Genomic DNA, 21,361 nt, shown 5'->3' with positions numbered 1-21,361 from the left:
TTTTGAACAAGACTCTTTTAGCAATTGATATTGGTTCATCGAATATTACTGCTGTAATTGCTAGAAATAATCTAGATTATAAGATTAATATTTTAGGGACAGGTTCATATAAAAGTGATGGTATAAACAAAGGAGTTATCTCAAATATTGAGTTAGCTTCTAAGTCTATTAAAGAAGCAGTTTCTATTGCAAGGAAAAATACTACAGAACAGATTGAATCTACTGTTGTATCTATTTCAGGTTCATATACAAAAGGACTTAGAAGCTCAGGAAGTGTAAATATTCCAAATGGTTTGATTACAGAAAATGAGATTAATCAAGTTTTACAAATGGCTTTATATAATGCTACAATAATACCTGAATATGAAGTAGTACATGTAATACCAATATTTTTCAAAATAGATGATTCAGCAGATGTTGAAAATCCATTAAATATGAATGGTTCAAGACTTGAAGTATCTGTTTATGTGGTAACTGCAAAGAAAACAGCTCTTACAAATATCAAATCAGCTTTTAAAATGGCAAACATAACTGTAAATAATTTTGTTTTAAATTCATATGCAACTGCAATTTCAATTTTAGATGAACAGCAAAGAAAATTTGGTGCAACTGTAATAAATATGGGCTCTACAACTACAGAATTTGCATGTTATAAAGGTTCTTCATTAATCTACAATGGTTTTATTCCAGTTGGATCAAATCATATTACAAATGATTTATCAGTTATGCTTCATACTCCACCAATAGCAGCAGAAAAAATAAAAACAGAGTATGGAGACCTATTAAAGTCTGATGAAGAATTAGCAAATAAAAAAGTTAGAACACCAAGAATTGGTGATGAAAAAAACTCTTCAGAAGTTTCTTTAGAATATGTGCAAACAATTATTCATGCAAGAGTTGAAGAGGTATTGACTTTAATAAAAAATAATTTAGGAAAAAGTGGTATCCATGAAAGCCTAGGTACAGGAATAGTGATTACTGGTGGAATGAGTAAATTGATAGGTGTTAAAGAGTTAGCAACATTGATTTTTGATAACTTACCTGTTAAAATCTCTAATCCAATTAATATTAAAAATGGATATATGAGTTTTGAAGATCCTAAGATGGCTACTATTGTAGGTTTATTACTTTACTCTTTAGAAACAAATAGAAATTTTGAACTTGATTCAAATAAAAATTTAATTAGAAAAATAAAAAATGTTGAGCAAGCAGCAACAAAAGCACAACCAGAAGAATTTGCTGAGTCTATACGTGCTGCTGATATCCAAAAAACTGTTTTAAATAATAAAAATAAAGATGTCAGTGAAGAAGATGATTCTAAATTATTACCAACTCTAACAAAAAAGGATAAGAACACTGGCGTTAAAAAATTGTGGAATGCAATTACGGAGTGGTTCTAATGAACGAAAATTTATTTAATGTGGATGATATAAAAGTGGAAATGCCTAGTAAAACTCTTTCGGATAATATAGCTAAAATTTCAGTAATTGGAGTTGGTGGTGGTGGTTGTAATATGATCAACCACATGATAAATGAGGGAACTCATAAGATTGACTTAATTGCTGCAAATACAGATTTACAGGTATTGAGAATATCAAAAGCACCAAAGAAGATTCAACTTGGATTAAAGCTAACAAAAGGACTTGGTGCAGGAATGAAACCAGAGATTGGTAGAGATTCTGCTGTTGAAAGTTATGAAGATATTAAAGATTCATTAAAAGGTGCTGATATTGTATTTATTGCCGCTGGTTTAGGTGGTGGTACTGGTACAGGAGCTGCTGCTATTATAGCAAAAGCTGCAAAAGAGATTGGTGCATTAACTGTTTCTGTTGTAACTAAACCTTTTACATGGGAAGGTAAAAAAAGAGCAGGGTTAGCAAATCTTGGTCTTGAAGAGATTAAAAAAATATCTGATTCTATAATTGTTGTGCCAAATGATAGATTATTAGAAATAATTGATGAAAATGTTGGTATGAAAGATGCTTTCAAAATTATTGATAATATCCTTTATCAAGCTGTTAATGGTATGACTGAAGTTATTTTAAATCCTGGTAATTCAGATATTAATACTGACTTTGCTGATGTTAAAACTATTATGCAACATAAAGGTATGGCATTAATGGGGATTGGTAAAGCAAAAGGTGAGAATGCAGCCCAAAAAGCATTAGAAGATGCAATTGATTCACCATTACTTGACAAAGTATCATTAAGTGGTGCAAAAGGTATTCTGATTCACTTTAATACTCACCCACAAGTTTCATTATTTGCTATTAATGATGTAATGTCTAAAATTCATGAAACTATTGATTCTAATGCAGAAATTATATTTGGTACAACTTCAGATAGTACACTTGAAACTGATGAAGTTAAAATAACAATAGTAGCTACTGGTTTTGAATCTAAAAATGATACACATTTTGAGACTAAACCTGTAGAAGAAGATAAGTCTAAAAAAGTTTCACCTGATGATGAAAACTATTTAGATATCCCTCCATTAATGAGAGATTACAAAGTTCAATATCAATTGGCTTAGAAGAGTAGTTAAAAACTACTCTTCAAAAATTACTACATCATAAGAACTTTTTTTAATAACCAAAGCTTTAGAGTTTGGCACAAGACCAAATTTATTTATATCTTTTAGTTTCTTTTTATGAATCTTTACTTCTTCTTCTAAAAGAGTGATTTTCTCATTTAATTGTAAAATTAAATCAACTCCAGCTAAATTTATACCTAACTCTCTAGTCAAAGTTAATACATATCTAATATGGTCTATATCTTTTTGTGAATAAAGTCTTATTTTTCCATTAGTTCTAGAAGGTTTTATTAACCCTTCTCTTTCATATTGTCTTAGTGTTTGAGGATGGATATTTAAAATCTCAGCAACGGCAGAGATTAAATATACTGGTTCATTATATGCATTTGTATCCATAGTCAATCCTTTTAAATTGTTTCAGGAAGTTTCTCTTTTAATACTTCAATTAAATCTTCATCTAAACTGTCTACTTTAGGTAAAACTATATTTGCTTTTAAATATAAATCGCCTTTTACTCCACTTTTTCTATCTAAGACTCCTAACTCTTTTACTCTAAATCTTTGATTTTGTTTAGTGTTTTCTGGTACTTTTAGAGTTATGGTTTTATGTATTGTTTTAATCTCAACTTTTCCACCAAATAGAGCAGTTTTTAAAGGTACATCAAAAGCCTTAGTTAAAGTTGAGTTTTCTCTTTCGTATTCTGGACTAGCAGCAACATTAACTTTAATAATTAAATCACCTCTTTGTCCTTGATAAGATTTACCTTTCCCTTTTGCTCTAATTTTTTGACCATTTGCAATACCTTCAGGTATTTTTATATCAAATGAATCATTGTTTAAAGAGATATGTTGTTTCCCTCCAAGCACTGATACATCAAAAGGTATAGTTATTTGTGCTTGTGTATCAAGATCCGGTTCACCAAAACCTTGATTGCCAAAGCCATTAAAATTACTAAATCCACTTTGTGAGAATCCTGATGATCCAAATCCTCCTCCAGCACCAAACATTTGTCTTAATATTTCATCTAAATCTACGCCAGAACCTTGACCTCTTGCAAAGTCATGAAAGTTTTGACCACCAAACATTGAATCACCAAATTGGTCATATTGTTGTTTTTTCTCTGTATCACTTAAAACTTCATAAGCAGCATTTATCTCTTTGAATTTTTCTTCTGCTTTAGGGTCTTTATTTACGTCTGGGTGATATTTTCTTGCTAATTTTCTATAAGCTTTTTTTATTTCATCATGTGTTGCATTTTCACTTACTTCAAGTGTTTCATATAAACTTTTTGACATATTTTAATCCTAATAATTTATTATATTTTGTAGTTTTATTTTAGCATAAACTTGAGTCAAAGTCAATCAAGTTAAAAAATTACCTTAGCACTTATGACTCAATTATATAAAAAAGTAATTATAATTACTATTTTAAGAGAGTTTAAACAGTTTTTAGGAATTATATTAGAATGTTTGAAAAAGATGAATGGACACAACAAGAGCTTTATAAATATACAAAAGAGTTAGAAAAAGAGGGTATCAATGTAGTTTTAGTAGATACTATTTTAAAACCACTTGATAATATTGAAACAATCACTTACAATCCATATGAGATGTCACAAATGCCAGAAAATACTGTTTTTGTATTTTATTGTGATACTGGAAAAACTACAAAAGAAAGATTAAACTTTTATAGAAAAAAACTACCAAATCATAAGTGTGTTAGCTTAAGGGGTGGAAGAGGGTACTGGAGACCCAACTACCAACTTTTTGATGAGATGTAGAAAAAGTTTATTTAACTAGCATCTCTTCTAAAGTTTTTTTGATTTTTGGAATTTGAGAAATATCAAGTTTTCCAATATACTTAGTAATTCTTTTTTTTGGTAAAGATGAAATTTGGTCAACTCTTATTCTAGTTTTCTCATTTATTAAAAAAGTTGTGGGTGTAATAGCACATTTGTCACACATGGGTGCAATAATTACTGTCTTTAGTATATCATTCATCTCATTTGGTGAAAGTATAGTCCCATATATTACATTTTCAGGCATTTCATCACCTTTTATTGCTCCACTTACATCTATTTCATATATATGATATTGAAGTATATCCATCTTATGCTCCTTTACTTTTATCCAAAAGACAAGTTTTGCTATTGCAAAATGCCTCTTTCCAACCAACTCTTACTGAATTTTTTGTAGGTTTTAAAAATATTCCAAAATCAGTTATGTTTAATTTGAATCCATCAGGATTATTAAACTCTTTTAGAATCTTAGAAGGTATCCTAATACCTTTTGATGAACCTATTTTTACTATTTTTACTTCCATATTAAATCCTAAAAGATAATTACTTTATAATTATATTATTTTGATAATTAGTATTAAAATTATAATATAAAATAGATTAGATTAATATTATATAAAATAAAAAAGATTCTAGAGCCTATAAAATGGCACTTTATTTAACGTAACGATAATCATTCTCATAATTAAGATGTATTTAAAGTTTTATTTTCTATTATTCATTAAAAATTTCAGGAGGTTAATATGTATAAAAAATCGTTAGTTGTGACATTGATTACATTTGGTTTGTTTTTATCTGGTTGTGGTGGTGGAGGAGGTTCCTCTTCGGGTAGTATAATTTCAACAGGAACTACAACAAAATCAGTATCTGGAAATGTTATTGATCCTGCAGTTGAGGGAGCATCAATATCTTTGGTGTGTGGAGATAAAACCTATACATCATCAACAAAAACAGATGAAGATGGTAAGTTTACAATAAAAGGTATACCATCAAGTGAAAATTTATTTTATTGTACAATTGAAGCGGAAGGTGGAAGTGACGGTGATGATTTATCAGGCTTGATATTAAAAACACCATATTCTTTATTTAATAGTAATGATGGGATTTTTGTTACCCCTTTAACTACTCTTTTAAGTAAACATGATGACTTTTCATCAAATATTGAAAATGCAAAAAAAGAAGTTGCAGATTTTTTAGGAATAGAAGTAGAAGATTTAATTAAAAATCCTTTATCATCTTTAGCTCTTGCAAAGAAAACAAAAAAAATAACTAAAGTTGCATTATCAAGGGATACAAATGGTAATTTGATTGGTTATTTGGATGTTGACAGTTCTGATGTAACACAAAATAGTTTTGAAGATTTTATTGGAGTTGATTTAGTATCTCGTTTAAGTAATGAAGAAAGAGATGAATTAAATGAAGAACTTAAATTAGTTGATGATTCAAGTTCTATAGATGAAATAATAAAAAATACTATAACAGGGAGTGTTTTATATAGATTAAAAAATGCTTTTGGTCAAGAATCATACAATAGTATTATAGAAACAAATTTAGAATATTTGGCTAACCAAATAGTAGAAGAAGTTAAGTCACTAGAAAATAAATATAAACTAGTATCAAAATATCAAATTAGAAAAATATTGTTCGATTTAGGTCTTACTCCAAGTTTTAAAGATGATAGTACTTTAATCGATTCTATTAATACAACATTAAATCTTTCATCTAGTGATTTTGCTAATTATTATAATAATAAAGTAATTGATATTTCAAGTATTGATGGTATTAAAATCTTTGATTCAAAAATTACTAAGAGTATATTAGGAAATGACAATGCTAAAAGAGTTGAATATTATACATTTTCTGATAAATCACATATTAGTAAAGCTATTGAATTAATTGAAAACACTTATGATGATGCTTTATTAAATCCTTCATATGTACAGATTGCAAGAGGTTTTGCTATATTAGGATATTCAAATGAAGCTATTGATATATTAAATAATAATATTTTTGGTCAATTAGAAAAAATCAATGGTCATACATATGTTGCTTCAATATTATTAGAACAAGATAAAAATGATGATGCAAAAATATTATTAGATAGAAGTTTTAATCTAATGCAAAAATATTTAGACTCTAAAGGTGCAAAATTTGTAGAAAGTGATGATATTTATGCTGTATTAGATTTATATTTAACTTACTTTAGTGCAGGGTATGATAAATCCGTAGCCAATGTTATCGATGCACAGGATGTAATAGATTACTTTAATAATGAAATTGTTTTAAAAGTTGATAATATGACTGCTTATGGAAGAATTACATATCAATTTAGAAATATTATTCAAGATTATATTGATAAAAATGAGATTCTAAAAGCAAGAAAAATGTTTGAACAAGCAGCAAATTATGTTATATCAATACCTTATGATAGTTCAAATGTTAGAAGTCTAATTTCTATGCTTACCTCTATAGCAAAATTAGGACCAATATTAAAAAATACAGCACAATCAACTGCTATTCTTAATAGAGCTTATTCTATAGATGATAACTTAGGTACAAACTATACAAAAATCACAGCAGCAGGAGAATCATTTTCTCAATATTATGCTGAATATGGGGCAACTATTGCAGGAATTAGAGCTTTAAATGGTGAACTTGAAGAGATGTTAAATATTTTTGAAACGAAAGGTATGAAATATTATACAAAAAGTACTTCTTTAAGAGACCATGAAGATACAGCATTGGTTGATGGTCTAGTAACAGCATTATTTTTAGAAGGTTCAAATGAAAGTAAACAAAAAGCTATTGATTTAATCTATGAATATAGACCTTTTAAAGATTTTGAAGGAGATCCCTATAATTTAGGAAATCAAATTTATAGATATTATTCAAGAACTGAAATTAGTAGATCTGCTTTTAGTCCAGCAAGACAGTTAAAAGCTTATGATAATGATTTAATGGTTGATTTTTTTGAAATGCTAGTTAATGATATGGAAACAAGACCGTGGACACTAACTGATAAATCGATATCAAAATATGTTTTAAATGAGGATTATGGTTTAACAGCAGTAATTAGACAATATGATTCAATTAATAACACAGTTAAAAGAGATGAAATGCTTGAAAAAGCAATTAATCTTGCAAATAGTATGAGTGATGAAGTTTATAAACTTAATGCATATCAAGCTATAGTTGGTGTTGTTGATGATCTAAATCTACCTAAAACAACACTTATTACTTCTTTAGTAAATAGCTTAGGAGAACTTGTTTCGGGTGTACAACTTGATAGTAATGATGATGACTATATTAATAAATTAAGAAATATTGTAGCTCAAAGTAAATACTTGGCATTGTATGGGAATCTTACTGAAGCTAGAAAACTTATAGAAAAAGGTATTAACTCATTGCCTTCAATTACTAGTGGAGATGTTGATAGTATTGAATATAAAATGAGAAGAGCAATAGGTTATTATGATGATGGTCAGAGTGCACAATTTGTAAGTGATTCTATTTTAAGTGCACTTATTCAAACAAAAGATTTTAAAAAAGCAGAAGATTTAATAGATGAGATAAGTAACAATATCTCTACACTAGGTGAAAGTTTAGATGCTTATAGTTTTTATAGAAATGTTGCAAGAGCTTATGCTTCAATAAATAACTTAGATAAGGTAAAAATAACATTAGAAAAAATTAAGTTAATTAAGGAAAAAACTCAAGGTACATTATTCTCTGTAACTTATTTATCAAATTTTGATGCATTTAATAATACTTCTATTGCTTTTGTAGATACAGATATGGACGGTAAACCAGACTTTTTCCTTCCTTCGGCAACTCAATCTAAAATTGATTCTTCAGGGCTTATTTTAGATGATGATATTGATGGTGATGGAATATATGATGATATAGATGAATTACCATATTATGTAAATGATTAAAAGACTGCTTATGAATAAAAAGATAATTTTAAGTTTGTTTACAATTGTAGGGTTAGGGTATAGTGATACTCTTCCTACAATTAGTGTTAGTGATAAGAGTACAGATCCTTCAACTATATCTTCTCAAAATATCAGTCAAAAAGACATAGAACTAATGTCTCATGGAAATGGAGATATTGGTTCAGTTTTAAAATTAAATCCAAATATCCAAGTAGAAGATAAATTTAATGACAAAGACACTATAAGCGATATCAAACCTAGTAAAATAAGAATAAATGGAGCTAAATTTTATCAAAATAGTTTACTTTTGGATGGAATATCAAATGATTCTTTATTGGATCCAGTAAATGATAACGATTATGCAATTACTGATGTGCCTGGAAATGAAAATTCGATGTATATTGATTTAGATTTAGTTGAAAGTATTGATGTATATGATAGTGGTATTTCTGCTAAATATGGAAATTTTAACGGTGGAGTTATTGATGTAAAATTAAAAAGACCAAGTTTTGAAAGAAAAACAAAGTTTAAATATAGACATACAAGTGAATCATTTGTAAATTTTCACACTAAAATTTCACAAGATGATGATACTTTTGGTGAAGATATGGAGTCTTTATCAGATTTTGAAAAAACTTTTTTCACTTTTCATCATAATCAACCAATAAATGAAAAAAGTGCAGTTTTCGCAACTTATAATTATAAAAAATCAATTCTTCCAAAAGATTACTTTTCATCTTACAAAGATGAAACCCAAGAAAACCATAATTTACTTTTGAAGTATTCTTATTTTTTTGATGATGATTCCATATTAGATTTAACTGGAATATATTCTAATTTTGAGAATAAACTTTTTAGAGATTATGTTTTAAACAGTGAGTTTACAAATATTGGAAGTGGTTTAAATATTAAAGCAAACTATGAAAAAAGTTTTGATTTTTGGAATATGGAATCGGCTTTTGCGTTAGGAAGAAATGAAAATTCAAGAGAAGATAGTGCAACTGATTATAAAAAATGGTTAAGGTATGGAAGTAAACCTTGGGGTATTGAATCTATAGATAATAAAAGTTATTCTAAAGAGGGAGGATATGGAAATATTGAAAAAACAAATGATAAGATTGAACTTAATAGTGACTTTAGTTCCAAAAAATTCTCTTTTTTAAATACAGAAAATGAACTTTTTACAGGTTTTCAACTCTCTTATCAAAAAGCAAATTATACAAGAGACCAAAATAGTTATAGTTATTATAACCCAATTTATAATTCTGAAATAATTTGTAATGGTTATACCAGTGACTGTGTAGATAGAGAACAATATTTTTCAAAAAGAATAGTTTATAAGGCTGAAGATGTTGATGTAGATATGGCAAGTTTAGGTTTATATTTTGAAGATAATATTACATATAAAAATCTACAAATTAAGCCAGGTATTAGATTGGATTACAATACATATTTAAAAAATTATGACTTATCTCCTAGATTAAATATTTCATATGATCTTTTTGGAAATGGTAAAACAGTACTTTTTGGAGGTTTAAATAGATATTATGATAAATCACTTTTAGCTTTTAAATTAAGGGAAGCTAGAAGTCCATATCAAAGTGAATATAGGTCACGTTATAAAAATGAATTAAATTCTTCTTTAATACCAAGTGGTACCTTTAATAATACAGTTTGGAATGTTGATTCTGATAAGGGAGATAATAGATATACTTTTAGTACACTTGACACTCCTTATACAGATGAAAAAGTAATTGGATTAAGACAAGAATTTTTTAATAATTATTTAAAAGTTAAATATATACAAAGAGACTCTAAAAATCAATTTAAAGAAGAAACAGGAGAAAAACAGTCTTATATAAGAGAAGATGGATATGTGGGGTATTATGAACCTATTTCTGTAACTAATAATGGTGTAAGTGAATATGATTCTATGACAATAAGTATAGAAAATGTTGAACCTATAAAAATTGGAGAAGCTGATTTTTCATATATGTTTTCTACACGAATAAATAATAAAAATGAAACAAATTTTTTAACTTATGATTTGGATGATAACACTGTTAGTCGTACTAAAGTACAATATAAAGATGAGCTTATTAATAGAAATTTACTACCTAGTTATGATGATCCACAAGTTTACAAATTATATCTTGCGTTAGATAATATAAAATATAAGGTGTTTAATTATAAAGCAAATATCTCCTTTTCTAGTATCTTTAAATATACTGAAAAATATAAAACCACAAAACTTCTTGAAGGTGATTATATGGAAGCAGGTACAGATTATCTAATATATGAAGATAAAGAGTTTCGTGAACACTATACAATTGATGCAAAAGTTAATATGTATTTTCCTCTTCCCAAAAAACAATCTTTAAATGCTTCTTTAGAGGTAATTAATCTATTAGATAGAGAAAATGAAGAGCAATTTTTTGATGATAATTATAGTATTGGAAGACAAGTATGGTTAGAACTTTCTTATACATTTTAAAGGATGTTAATGCAAAATATAATTGAATGTAAAAATCTTACACATTATTATGGAAAAAGAAAAATCTTTGAGGATTTTTCTTTTTCTATTTCTAAGGGTAAGATTATTGGATTATTGGGTAAAAATGGTGTAGGAAAATCAACTACAATAAATATTTTAATGGGTTTTTTAGAACCAACTTCAGGAGAATGTTTAGTTTATGGTGAGAAATCTCATGAATTAACTCCTAAAACAAAAGCTAAAATAGGGCTTTTACATGAAGGTCATGTTCAATATGATTTTATGACAATTGAGCAAATTGAAAAATACTATTCAAAATTTTTTCCAAATCAGTGGAAAAAAGAGTTATATTATGAACTTGTTTCTAAGTTAAAAGTGCCTAATAATCAAGTTATAAAAAAACTTTCATGTGGACAAAGGTCACAAGTGGTTTTAGGTTTGATTTTTGCTCAAGATGCAGATTTATTAATACTTGATGATTATTCTATGGGCTTAGACGTTGGTTATAGAAGTTTGTTTTTAGAGTATTTAAAAGAGTATATTATTAAATATAATAAAACACTTCTAATGACTACGCATATTATGCAAAACTTGGAAACAATTTTAGATGATATTATAATTTTAGATTCTCAACAAGAGATATTACAGACTAGTTTAGATGACTTTTTAAACAACTTTAAACAATATAAAATAGTTGGTGTAGAAGGAAGTCAAATAAAAAAGAATAATGATATTGTTAATATAGAAAATTTCCCTGAATATTCATATGTGTATAGTTTTTCTTCACTAAAAGAGATAGAAACATATTTAACAAAAGAGAAAATTGTATTTAATTCTATAAGTGAAATAAATATGAATTTTGAAGAAGCCTTTATAGGTTATACAGGAAGATATTAATGTTAAGTGCAATTATTTATAAAGAGGTTTTGAAATGTTATAAAGTAATAATATTTTTTATATTACTTATCTCATTTAGTTTACTGTTTACTTTTGTTGATATAAAAAATATAGTTAGTGGAATGAATGTTACACAAGCAATATTAGAAATATCATTTAAAGGAAAATTTGATTTTAATTATATACATTATTTATGTATAATTTTTTCTGTAAGTCTAGGTATTGTTCAGTTTTATCCAGAGATAAATAATGCTAGAATTAGACTCTACCTTCATCTACCATTAAGTCATTTTACATTGATAACAATTTTAATTTTTACAGGTATTATATTTTTGGCAATATTGTTTGTAGTTATTTCTATTTTTTATTATTTTATAATCACAAGATATTATCCACAAGAGATTTTTGATGCGATATTTTCTAAAATGTTGCCAATGTTTATTTTATCTTTTTTGTGTTATTTGACTACTATTTTAGCTTTTATAGAACCTAAGATAATGAAAAAAGTGATATATGTACTTGTAAGTTTTTTGATTTTAATTATTTATCTTCCATTATCACAATCTGAATTTTTTGTTAGTTATAAACTTAATATTATAGGAATATTTATAATTTTAGTATATATTTTTACAATTTATAAAGTATTTACATCTTATACAAAAGGATATATAAAATGAAAAATTTAAAAATTTATCCATTTATTATAGTTTCAATTCTTGTTTTATCAATTTATTTGCCTGGTGTATTTAAGAGTTTTTATGCAAATCCTATTGATAGGAATAAAGTTTATTATTCTCCTGTAGATGAGGATTTTGTTAGGTTTAATCTTGATGGCAAAACAAAGAATTATAATTACTCTAATTTAGATGGGAGTATAAAATTAACAGAAGATGAATATCGAGCTAAATTACCATTTATTTATTTTTCAGATTTAATCAAGACTGATAACTTCCCAGAGAAGTTAAGTATTTATGGACAAGACACAAGAGTTATTAGAAGAGAAAGAAGTTTTTTAAGAATTAGAACAAATGAAATAATATCTAATAACGTGAATTTATATCCATTATTTGAGTCAAATCCTAAATATGCTTCTTTGGAACTACCAAAAGACTTATTTAAATTAGGTGATAAAGGAATAACTTTTATTGAATCTGATAAAAATAAAATTGATACAATAAAATCAGAAGCTTATAATAAAATTTTAATTCAAAAAGGTGCTAAATTCCCTTTAAAAAGTGCATTTGGTAATCCTACAACTAGAAAGCCATTTGATGAAGGTTATTTTATAATTGATTCTGAGTATAATTTATTCCATGTAAAACAAGTTAATTCAAAACCATTTATAAAAAAAGTTGATAATAATGGTAAAAAAATAAGATATATATTAAATAAAGAGGATAATAGAAAAGAATACTATGGTTTTGCAATTAGTGAAGATAATGAAATATACTTAATAATGTATGATAATTATCAATTTGTTAAACTTCCTATAGACAACTATAATTATCTTACAACAGATTTTAAGATGATGACAACTCCTATAAATAGAATTTTAACACTTATTGAAGATGATGATACTAATAAAAAAAGAAATATAAATTTATTTGTAACCAATTTAGATTATGATCTAATAAATAAAGCCTCATATTCATACTCTTTACAAAGAGGAAAAATATATGAGATGATAAAATCTATTATTTTTCCTTATGATATTGATATTATCAAAAATAGTGATGGTTACTATTTTTTCGAGCTAAAAAATTTAAGTATAAAATCGTTTGTACTTTATGCTGTTTTAGCATTTTTATATTTAATTTTTATAAAAATGAAAAAAAATATTTTAACAAACCATTTGATTCAAGCTATGTTAATAGTTTTAGGAGGAGTATATTCTATTATTATCCTTCTTCTATTTAATAAATTATTTATAATAAATCAAAAAAATATAAAAAGAGAGATATAAATGAAATCATATATAAATATTATATTTTGCCTATTTTTTTGTTTTTCAATTTTAAATGCAACTGCATTAAAGGTTGAACCATCATTAATACAAGGGCAATTAGAAAATGGATTAAAATATACAATAAAAGAAAACAGTAAGCCTGAAAAAAAAGCTTCAATTAGGCTTTTAGTTGAAGCTGGTTCTTTAGAAGAAGATGATGATCAAAAAGGTATAGCTCATCTTGTTGAGCATATGGCATTTAATGGTACAGAACATTTTAAAGGTAATGATATTATTAAATTCCTTGAATCTATTGGTGTTGGTTTTGGAAGTCATTTAAATGCAAGTACTACTACAACTAGAACATTATACACTTTAGAGATTCCTTTAAAAAATGATAATTTAGAAAAAGCAATGTTGATTTTTTCTGATTGGGCTGGACGTATAGATTTTACAGAAAAAGAACTAGATAAAGAAAGAGGTGTAGTTTTAGAAGAGGCTAGATACAGAAACAATCTTCGATATAGAATCTATCAGCAACTAAAACATGAAATGTATGCAAATAGTAAATATATACAAAGAGACCCAATTGGAGATTTAGATATTGTCAAAAATATTAAAATAGATAGGGTAAAAGCTTTTTATGATGATTGGTATAGACCTGAATTTATGCATCTAGTTGTGGTTGGTGATTTTGATTCAAAAAATATTGAAAAAATGATTAAAGAAAAGTTTAGTGACTTTAAAAACAATAGCAAAAGAAAACAAGCAACAAGAGATGTTGAAAAGATTGATAAAACAAGAGTCACAATTGCAAAGGATAAAGAGGTAATTAGTCCTAGTTTAAATATATATTATTATGATGATTATAAAAAAGTTGAAACAGAAGAGGATTTAAAAGATTCATTAGTTAGAACTATTATGATAAAACTTTTTAATCAAAAAGCTAGTGAACAAATGCTTAAGAAAAATCCTATAGCAACTAGAATAGGACTAAATAGTAGAAGGTTTGCTACAAATCTAAGAACCTACTCTTTTAGTTCATCTTATAGCGGAATAAATGAGATACCTGCCTTAAAAGAGATAACAAAACTGATGTATACAATTGAAAAGTTAGGTTTTGATAAAAAAGATTTTCAAAGAGTTATTAAAGAGTTAAAAAAACAAAATAATGATTCATTAAAAAGTTTAAAAAATAAGATGTCAAAAAGATATGCGGATCAGTTAGCATCATATGCTTTAAATAAAGAATTATTTATTGATGAAAAATATGAAGTTGAATTAGTAAATAAATTATTAGATGAACTTACCTTAAGTGATATAAATAAAAAATATAAAAATATTTTAGCTTTAAAAAGCAGACTTGCTATGTATATTGTATCTCCAAATGTAGAAGTATCAAAAAGAAGAGTTAAGAGTATATTAAACAATAAAGATATAGATTTAAAAGTTGCTAAGGATACTAAAGAATTACCTTCAAAATTATCACCTGACAATCTTAAACCTATGAAAATAGTTAAAGAAACATATGATAAAAAATATGATTATTACGAATTTACATTAGAAAATGGTATAAAAGTAGTTTATAAATTTAATGACTATCTTAAAAATTCAGTATCTTTAAATGCTTTTTCAAAAGGTGGGTTTTCTGTATATGATACTAAAGATTTACCCAATGCAAAGTTTGCTTTAAAGGTTATTGGTCGTTCAGGGCTTGATAAATATAATTTTATAGAAGTTAATAAAATCTATGCAGATAAAAGTGTTAGAATCAGACCTCTTATTTCAAGATATGGTGAAGCATTTTCAGGCTCTTCTACAAAAAAAGATTTTGAGTATCTTTTAGAACATATTTATACTTTCGTAACTATGTATAGATTTGATGACAACGTGTTTTCAAATCTTAAAAATATTACTTTAGCAAATATAAAAAGGGAAGATAGAAACCCAAATAGAAAATTTTCTAATGAATTAGCTATTTATAAATATAAAGGCAATGAAAGATATAAACCAACAGATGAAGAGGATATTAAAAAACTAAATAAAGAAGATATAAAAAGAATCTTTGCAGATAGATTTTCAGATATGAATAACTTCACATTTATAATTGTTGGCGATATATCAAAAGATGAGGTTAAGAAGTTTAGTTCTTTATATTTAGGAAACTTGCCTATTAAAAAAAGAGATGAGAATTACAAATTCAGAGGAATAAAACCAGTATCGGGTGAGCATGAGTTTATTAGAAATTATAGTAATGAAAATATAAGTTCAATAGCTTTATCTTATTCAAAAGAATTACCTTATTCCACAAGTGAAGCAATTTATCTTTCAGCTTTTAAAGATGTATTAAGAACAAAATTAAGAGAGTTAATAAGAGAAGATAAATCAGGAGCTTATTCTGTTGGTGTTAGAACTAGTTTTCAACGAGAACCTTATTCTAAAGCAACAGTATCTATATCTTTTACTTGTGATCCAAATAGAAAAGATGAGTTAGTAAAATATATAAAACAAGTAATATCAAATATTCAAAAAAATGAAGTTGAACAAAAGTATATTGATTCTTTTGTAAAAAAAATAATGAATTCATTTGATGAGAATAGAAAAACTCCTAAGTTTTGGTTAAATCAATTAAAAAGTCATTATTACTATGGTGATGATTTAAATAAAATTGAAAAATATAAAGATATATATAATTCTATAAATCCTAAAGTTATTAAAGATATTGCAAATAAATATTTAGATACTAAAGATATTTTTTATATTGAATTAAACCCTAAAACAATGGATGAATAGAGGTATTATTTGAGATTTTTAATTTTTATATTTTCTAGTATATTAGTGATTATCTTACATTATTTTGTAATTACATATATAAATATAAAGCCAGAACCAAAAATTGTGCAGAAGCTTTCTTCAAAAAAGCTTTCTGTACAAATGGTACAGCTAAAGCAAGCTAAGCCAAAAGTAGAAAAAAAAGTAGAAGAAAAGAAAAAAAAAGAAAAAAAAATTGTTAAAAAAGATAAAGCTGTAAAGAAAAAAGAACTAAAAAAAATCACAAAAAAAGCAAAAAGAAAAGTTGTTAAAACAAAAAAAGAAGAAATAAGCAAAAAAATTGAAAAAAAAATAAAGGAAATAAAAAAACAAGTAGTTGAGAAAAAAACTCAAAAAATTGAAAAAGTGCAAGAAAAAAAGTTAGTAAATAAAAAGAATAAAGAACTTTCTAAAAAAGTATCTAAAGTTCAAAATACAAAAAGTATTGAAAAATTTGAGAAGTTTAAAAAAAATTATCAATTTGAATTATGGTCATATTTAGATAAAAATAAAAGATACCCAGTAGCTTCAAAAAGACTAAAAGAACAAGGGGTTGTTACTATAAGTTTTAAAATACTAAAGAATGGTAGTTTTAAAGATATTATTTTAGAAAGTTCAAGTGGAAAAAGAAGATTAGATAAATCTACTTTAAAGATGATAAAAAATTTAAAAAAATTCAAACCTTTTACGGAAGATATTAATAAAAGTTTTATAAATATCTCTGTCCCAATAGAATATAGATTATAAATAGGAGAAAAGATGAAGTATTTAGTTATTGTTGTACTATTTTTTTATACAAATATGCTTTTTGCACAAAAACAAGCATATATAACAATAGGTAACGAACCAAAATATAAAGAGGGATTTAAACACTTTGAATATACAAATCCAAATGCAAAAAAAGGTGGAGTTTTTAAAGCTGCAACTATAGGAACATTTGATTCATTTAATCCTTTTATTTTAAAAGGTAGAAGTGCTGCAGGAATAGGTATGGTTTATGATACGTTGATGACTTCAAGCTTGGATGAACCCTTTGTTTATTATCCTTTGATTGCACAATATGTTGAGATTTCAAAAGATAATGATTGGGTTAAGTTTTATATTAATAAAAAAGCAAGATTTCAAGATGGAAAAGAGGTAACTGCCCAAGATATTAAATTTTCTTTTGATACCTTAATAAATAAAGGAAGTCCACAATATAAAAGATATTATTTTGACGTAAAAGAAGCAGTTGTATTAGATAAATATACTATTCAATTTAATTTTAAAACAAATAAAAATAAAGAATTGCCTCTTATTTTAGGACAACTTAAAGTTCTTCCTAAACATTTTTGGAAAAATAAAGATTTTTTAGATTCGGATTCTGTTATTCCCCTTGGTTCAGGACCTTATATAGTTGACAAATTTAAATATGGAAAATATGTTAGCTATAAACTAGATAAAAATTATTGGGCAAAGAATTTAAATGTAAATGTAGGACAATACAATTATGGGAAAATTCAATACGATTACTATAAAGATAGAACAGTGACTCTAGAAGCATTTATTTCAGGTGAGTTTGATTATCGTATGGAAAACAGTGCTAAAAATTGGGCGACACTTTATACAGGAGAAAACTTTGATAAAGGTAAGATTGTAAAAAAAGAGATTAAACATGAAAAAGCTCAAGGGATGCAAGCTTTTGTATTTAATATTAGAAAACCACTATTTCAAGATATAGAAGTTAGAAAAGCTCTAAATCTAGCCTTTGATTTTGAATGGACAAACAAAAAACTTTTTTACAATCAATATAAAAGATTAAACTCATATTTTGCAAACTGTGAACTTAGTGCTGTTGGTAAACCCTCAAAGGAGGAGTTAAAGCTATTAGATCCTTTTAAAAATGAACTTCCAAAAGAGGTTTTTGGTGAGGCTTTTAAAAGTAACATTACGGATGGCTCAGGAAATATCCGAAAACAATTACGTAAAGCTTTAAAGATACTAAAATCAGCTGGCTGGAAGTTTGAAAATAAGGTTTTAGTAAAAGATGGCAAAAAATTTGAATTTGAGATTTTACTTGGTTCTTCATCTATGGAAAAAGTTTTAAATCCGTATATTAAAAACTTAGAAAAAATTGGAGTAATTGCAAAAGTACGAGTTATAGATCAAGTTGCTTATGCAAATAAGATTAAGAGTTTTGATTATGATATGACTATTAGAAATTTTAGAGTCTCTTTATCTCCTGGAAATGAACAAAGAAATTATTGGGGAAGCCAAGCAGCCAATATAAAAGGAAGTAAAAACTATATTGGTATTAAATCTAAAGCAGTAGATAGTTTGATAGATACTATCATAAAAGCCCAAACAAGAAAAGAGTTAATCACAGCTGTTAGGGCTCTTGATAGAGTTTTAACACACAACTATTATGTTATACCAAATTGGTACATCTCTTCATATAGATTATCATATTGGAATAAATTCAATCAACCAAAAATAGCACCAAAATATGGTTTAGGAGTTTTTACTTGGTGGATAAAAGAGGAATTTAGAAAATAATATAAAAGTTTAAAAAGTATAGATATAATTAAAATTACAAGTAAAAAATGGAGGTTAATAATGTATAAAATATTAGTATTTACTTTATTCTTTAATTCATTGCTTTTTAGTAATGATAGATTTATAAGAGATGATAATTTTGAAATTATTTTTGATAAGAAACTTAATCTAATTTGGCAAGATAATAATAATGAAAATTTATATACTTATAGTGAAGCTGTTGAATACTGTAAAGAATTGAATATTGGTAATTATAATAATTGGAGAATTCCACGTATTAGAGAGCTTCAAAGTATAGTGGATTATACAAGATATAAACCTGCTATTTATATAGCATTTAAAAATACAAACTTTTTTGATTATCCTGTGGGAAAAGTTGGTGTTGATTACAATACTTATGGAACTGAGGGTGTTTACTTATCTTCTAGCAAAGCATTTTTTTTTAAAAGTTATACAGGTTTTTATTATATTTCATTTACTGATGGAACTATAAATACTACTAATGCTAATAAAAAAAATTATATTAGATGTGTAAAAGATATTTGAGGGGGATAAGATGAGATTTCTATTTTTAATATTTATAATCAATATGCATCTTTTTAGTGATATAACTATATTAGATGGTAAGATTATACAATGGCAAGATTTTAATAATGTACCAAAAAAAAATATCATTTGGGATGAAGCTAAAAAATATTGTAAAAATTTAAAAGAGGATGGTTTTAGTGATTGGAAACTACCTACTATAGATGAACTTTTTGATGCTATGTTAAAGACAAAGGATAAACCTAATAGTAAAGTAAAAGACTTTACTATTGTAACTCATATTAATTATGATACAGGGCATAGTGCATCAAATTATAATTATTGGACTATAAATACTAATGCTCAAGACAAAAAATATGCTTGGACATTAAATATATATAATACTAATATTACAAGTTTTAAAAAGACAGACTTATGTTGTTCTGTAAGGTGTGTAAGGATAAAAGATGAATAGAAGAGTTTTTGTTTTCAGTATATTAATAAGTAGCTTCTTTAAAGTACCTAAACTTTTTGAAATGGCTATAAAGTAGACCCAATGAAGTGTATATATAGTAGAGATTCTAATTGTGGTCCTGCTAGTGATATGCCATATTGTTACAATATTTGTCCTGTAGATGCAATTAGTATTCATTATACTAATCCAGATCATGCATGGATAGATCCCAATACATGTATCTCTTGTGGTGGTTGTGTACTTGTATGTCCATCTCAAGCAATTAAAGAAGGATAAGTCTATGAAAATACTTATTATAATATTATCTTTAGTTATAAGTTTTTTTTTAGGCTTGAATTTAAATTCAAAGACAGAAAATATTGATACTAATAACTTAAGAGATGAAAAAATACTTAATAAATTTGGGACTACTAAAATTGAAAAACAAATAGAGATAAAAAAAGTAGAAACCTTGCCTTTTTACATAAAAAAAGATATTTTGGCTCGAGGTTTAGATGTTACAAAATTAAACGAAAATATGTGGAATAGTTTTTTAAAAAAACAAAAGCATAATGATTTTAAAGAGTTTATTAAACTTATAGATACTACAAGTTTACTTCATCAAGCGGCAAAAAAGAGTTCAAAAGAATTAATATTAAAACTAATAGATATGGGCTATGATATAAATACAAATGATAGAGGGAAAACACCACTTATATATGCTATAGAAGCTAATGCAAGTGTAGAGTTTGTTGAGTTTTTGGTAAGTAATGGTGCAAATCTTGAAATAAACAAAGATATTGAAGGAAAATGGGATGCACTAAATTTTGCCTTAGGAACTATAAAAGATGGGTTTAATTTTAAAGAAGATTTGGTCGAATATTTATTGCAAAATAATTTTGAATTTAAGAAAAAACATTTTTTATCATTACTTAAAATTGAAAGCGACAAGAAAAATAAGTATTTAAAAGATTATATTGATACTTTAGAAGTAAATGAAATATATTCAGAAAAAATCAATATAGGTTATTTAGAATATTTTTTAAATAATAAAATTGATGATAACAACATTAGATATTTACTTGATACAAAGATTGATTTTGAAACGTACAATAAAAGTAATAGTGTTGCAATACTATTTGGAGCAGTAAAAAATCATAATATTTCTTTTGAAACATTTTCTAGATTGATGGATAATATTAATTTGGATGTTAATCAAAAAACAGCTTCTAATGTGACACCTTTAATGATCTCTACACAAAATGGTGATTTTCAAAAAATAGAATATCTTTTAAAAAAAGGAGCAAATATATCGATTCAAACACACAGTGGTAAAGATGTATATGATTATCTAAATAATTCAAAGATAGATGAATATAAAAAATTAGAAATCAAGACTTTACTTGATCGATATAAAAAATAAGGGATAAAAAA

The 21,361-nt window shown here is 25.9% G+C and carries 19 protein-coding genes; 15 read left to right on the top strand and 4 right to left on the bottom strand.

Going from position 1 to position 21,361, the window contains the following annotated elements:
* Positions 1-2: 2 nt before the first annotated feature.
* Together ftsA and ftsZ are read left to right on the top strand one after the other, a co-directional pair.
* Positions 3-1,400, top strand: coding sequence for a cell division protein FtsA (gene ftsA / locus ACKU4C_RS08155; protein ID WP_321311259.1), 1,398 nt, complete (start codon positions 3-5; stop codon positions 1,398-1,400).
* Positions 1,400-2,533 (top strand): cell division protein FtsZ, encoded by a 1,134-nt coding sequence (ftsZ, locus tag ACKU4C_RS08150; RefSeq protein ID WP_321311257.1) that lies wholly within the window; start codon positions 1,400-1,402, stop codon positions 2,531-2,533. Before ftsA ends, ftsZ begins: the two co-directional genes overlap by 1 nt.
* Positions 2,534-2,548: 15 nt before the next feature.
* Here ftsZ and ACKU4C_RS08145 read toward each other — a convergent pair whose 3' ends face one another.
* Positions 2,549-2,929: a heat shock protein transcriptional repressor HspR gene (locus tag ACKU4C_RS08145; RefSeq protein ID WP_321311255.1), complete on the bottom strand. Its 381-nt coding sequence runs from the start codon at positions 2,927-2,929 to the stop codon at positions 2,549-2,551.
* Between the two features lie 11 nt (positions 2,930-2,940).
* Positions 2,941-3,828: a DnaJ C-terminal domain-containing protein gene (locus ACKU4C_RS08140; protein ID WP_321311253.1), complete on the bottom strand. Its 888-nt coding sequence runs from the start codon at positions 3,826-3,828 to the stop codon at positions 2,941-2,943.
* A 170-nt stretch (positions 3,829-3,998) separates the two neighbouring features.
* Between ACKU4C_RS08140 and ACKU4C_RS08135 the strand changes: the two genes are divergently transcribed.
* Positions 3,999-4,313 (top strand): hypothetical protein, encoded by a 315-nt coding sequence (locus ACKU4C_RS08135; protein ID WP_321311251.1) that lies wholly within the window; start codon positions 3,999-4,001, stop codon positions 4,311-4,313.
* Between the two features lie 7 nt (positions 4,314-4,320).
* On the opposite strand, the gene ACKU4C_RS08130 is transcribed toward ACKU4C_RS08135, so the two are convergent.
* Both ACKU4C_RS08130 and ACKU4C_RS08125 read right to left on the bottom strand, forming a co-directional pair.
* The gene (locus ACKU4C_RS08130; protein ID WP_321311250.1) at positions 4,321-4,641 is read right to left on the bottom strand and encodes a type II toxin-antitoxin system PemK/MazF family toxin; all 321 of its coding nucleotides are present in this window, start codon (positions 4,639-4,641) and stop codon (positions 4,321-4,323) included.
* 1 nt (position 4,642) lies between these two features.
* Entirely contained in the window at positions 4,643-4,855 is a 213-nt protein-coding gene (locus tag ACKU4C_RS08125) for a hypothetical protein (protein WP_321311248.1), read from the bottom strand.
* A 219-nt stretch (positions 4,856-5,074) separates the two neighbouring features.
* Here ACKU4C_RS08125 and ACKU4C_RS08120 point away from each other — a divergent pair, with 219 nt between their 5' ends.
* From ACKU4C_RS08120 to ACKU4C_RS08065, 12 genes are all read left to right on the top strand, one after another.
* The gene (locus ACKU4C_RS08120; RefSeq protein ID WP_321311246.1) at positions 5,075-8,266 is read left to right on the top strand and encodes a carboxypeptidase-like regulatory domain-containing protein; all 3,192 of its coding nucleotides are present in this window, start codon (positions 5,075-5,077) and stop codon (positions 8,264-8,266) included.
* 10 nt (positions 8,267-8,276) lie between these two features.
* Positions 8,277-10,760 (top strand): TonB-dependent receptor plug domain-containing protein, encoded by a 2,484-nt coding sequence (locus ACKU4C_RS08115; RefSeq protein WP_321311245.1) that lies wholly within the window; start codon positions 8,277-8,279, stop codon positions 10,758-10,760.
* A 9-nt stretch (positions 10,761-10,769) separates the two neighbouring features.
* Positions 10,770-11,657 carry an ABC transporter ATP-binding protein gene (locus ACKU4C_RS08110; RefSeq protein WP_321311243.1) on the top strand — a complete coding sequence of 296 codons (888 nt, stop codon included), beginning with the start codon at positions 10,770-10,772 and terminating at the stop codon, positions 11,655-11,657.
* Positions 11,657-12,334, top strand: coding sequence for a hypothetical protein (locus ACKU4C_RS08105; RefSeq protein WP_321311242.1), 678 nt, complete (start codon positions 11,657-11,659; stop codon positions 12,332-12,334). Before ACKU4C_RS08110 ends, ACKU4C_RS08105 begins: the two co-directional genes overlap by 1 nt.
* Positions 12,331-13,620: a DUF4857 domain-containing protein gene (locus ACKU4C_RS08100; protein WP_321311241.1), complete on the top strand. Its 1,290-nt coding sequence runs from the start codon at positions 12,331-12,333 to the stop codon at positions 13,618-13,620. The genes ACKU4C_RS08105 and ACKU4C_RS08100 overlap by 4 nt, the downstream gene beginning before the upstream one ends.
* The gene (locus tag ACKU4C_RS08095) at positions 13,621-16,395 is read left to right on the top strand and encodes an insulinase family protein (RefSeq protein ID WP_321311239.1); all 2,775 of its coding nucleotides are present in this window, start codon (positions 13,621-13,623) and stop codon (positions 16,393-16,395) included.
* 9 nt (positions 16,396-16,404) lie between these two features.
* The gene (locus ACKU4C_RS08090) at positions 16,405-17,160 is read left to right on the top strand and encodes an energy transducer TonB (protein WP_321311238.1); all 756 of its coding nucleotides are present in this window, start codon (positions 16,405-16,407) and stop codon (positions 17,158-17,160) included.
* Between the two features lie 12 nt (positions 17,161-17,172).
* Entirely contained in the window at positions 17,173-18,948 is a 1,776-nt protein-coding gene (locus ACKU4C_RS08085; protein WP_321311237.1) for an extracellular solute-binding protein, read from the top strand.
* Between the two features lie 60 nt (positions 18,949-19,008).
* Positions 19,009-19,494, top strand: a complete 486-nt coding sequence (locus ACKU4C_RS08080; protein ID WP_321311235.1) for a DUF1566 domain-containing protein — start codon at positions 19,009-19,011, stop codon at positions 19,492-19,494.
* 10 nt (positions 19,495-19,504) lie between these two features.
* Positions 19,505-19,948: a DUF1566 domain-containing protein gene (locus ACKU4C_RS08075; RefSeq protein ID WP_321311233.1), complete on the top strand. Its 444-nt coding sequence runs from the start codon at positions 19,505-19,507 to the stop codon at positions 19,946-19,948.
* Between the two features lie 81 nt (positions 19,949-20,029).
* Positions 20,030-20,224, top strand: a complete 195-nt coding sequence (locus ACKU4C_RS08070; protein WP_321311231.1) for a 4Fe-4S binding protein — start codon at positions 20,030-20,032, stop codon at positions 20,222-20,224.
* A 4-nt stretch (positions 20,225-20,228) separates the two neighbouring features.
* The gene (locus ACKU4C_RS08065) at positions 20,229-21,350 is read left to right on the top strand and encodes an ankyrin repeat domain-containing protein (RefSeq protein WP_321311229.1); all 1,122 of its coding nucleotides are present in this window, start codon (positions 20,229-20,231) and stop codon (positions 21,348-21,350) included.
* The last annotated feature ends 11 nt before the right edge of the window (positions 21,351-21,361 follow it).

The sequence above is a fragment of the Halarcobacter sp. genome, assembly GCF_963676935.1.
Classification (GTDB): domain Bacteria; phylum Campylobacterota; class Campylobacteria; order Campylobacterales; family Arcobacteraceae; genus Halarcobacter.
The sequence above is the reverse complement of the archived record's forward strand: the minus strand, read 5'-3'. Positions and strand labels throughout refer to the sequence as shown.

Bases quoted from the DNA above. Each gene is read 5' to 3' on its own strand.
- ftsZ (WP_321311257.1), top strand. From the start codon at position 1,400: ATGAACGAAAATTTATTTAATGTGGATGATATAAAAGTGGAAATGCCT.
- ACKU4C_RS08145 (WP_321311255.1), bottom strand. From the start codon at position 2,929: ATGGATACAAATGCATATAATGAACCAGTATATTTAATCTCTGCCGTT.
- ACKU4C_RS08140 (WP_321311253.1), bottom strand. From the start codon at position 3,828: ATGTCAAAAAGTTTATATGAAACACTTGAAGTAAGTGAAAATGCAACA.
- ACKU4C_RS08135 (WP_321311251.1), top strand. From the start codon at position 3,999: ATGTTTGAAAAAGATGAATGGACACAACAAGAGCTTTATAAATATACA.
- ACKU4C_RS08130 (WP_321311250.1), bottom strand. From the start codon at position 4,641: ATGGATATACTTCAATATCATATATATGAAATAGATGTAAGTGGAGCA.
- ACKU4C_RS08125 (WP_321311248.1), bottom strand. From the start codon at position 4,855: ATGGAAGTAAAAATAGTAAAAATAGGTTCATCAAAAGGTATTAGGATA.
- ACKU4C_RS08120 (WP_321311246.1), top strand. From the start codon at position 5,075: ATGTATAAAAAATCGTTAGTTGTGACATTGATTACATTTGGTTTGTTT.
- ACKU4C_RS08115 (WP_321311245.1), top strand. From the start codon at position 8,277: ATGAATAAAAAGATAATTTTAAGTTTGTTTACAATTGTAGGGTTAGGG.
- ACKU4C_RS08110 (WP_321311243.1), top strand. From the start codon at position 10,770: ATGCAAAATATAATTGAATGTAAAAATCTTACACATTATTATGGAAAA.
- ACKU4C_RS08105 (WP_321311242.1), top strand. From the start codon at position 11,657: ATGTTAAGTGCAATTATTTATAAAGAGGTTTTGAAATGTTATAAAGTA.
- ACKU4C_RS08100 (WP_321311241.1), top strand. From the start codon at position 12,331: ATGAAAAATTTAAAAATTTATCCATTTATTATAGTTTCAATTCTTGTT.
- ACKU4C_RS08095 (WP_321311239.1), top strand. From the start codon at position 13,621: ATGAAATCATATATAAATATTATATTTTGCCTATTTTTTTGTTTTTCA.
- ACKU4C_RS08085 (WP_321311237.1), top strand. From the start codon at position 17,173: ATGAAGTATTTAGTTATTGTTGTACTATTTTTTTATACAAATATGCTT.
- ACKU4C_RS08080 (WP_321311235.1), top strand. From the start codon at position 19,009: ATGTATAAAATATTAGTATTTACTTTATTCTTTAATTCATTGCTTTTT.
- ACKU4C_RS08075 (WP_321311233.1), top strand. From the start codon at position 19,505: ATGAGATTTCTATTTTTAATATTTATAATCAATATGCATCTTTTTAGT.
- ACKU4C_RS08070 (WP_321311231.1), top strand. From the start codon at position 20,030: ATGAAGTGTATATATAGTAGAGATTCTAATTGTGGTCCTGCTAGTGAT.
- ACKU4C_RS08065 (WP_321311229.1), top strand. From the start codon at position 20,229: ATGAAAATACTTATTATAATATTATCTTTAGTTATAAGTTTTTTTTTA.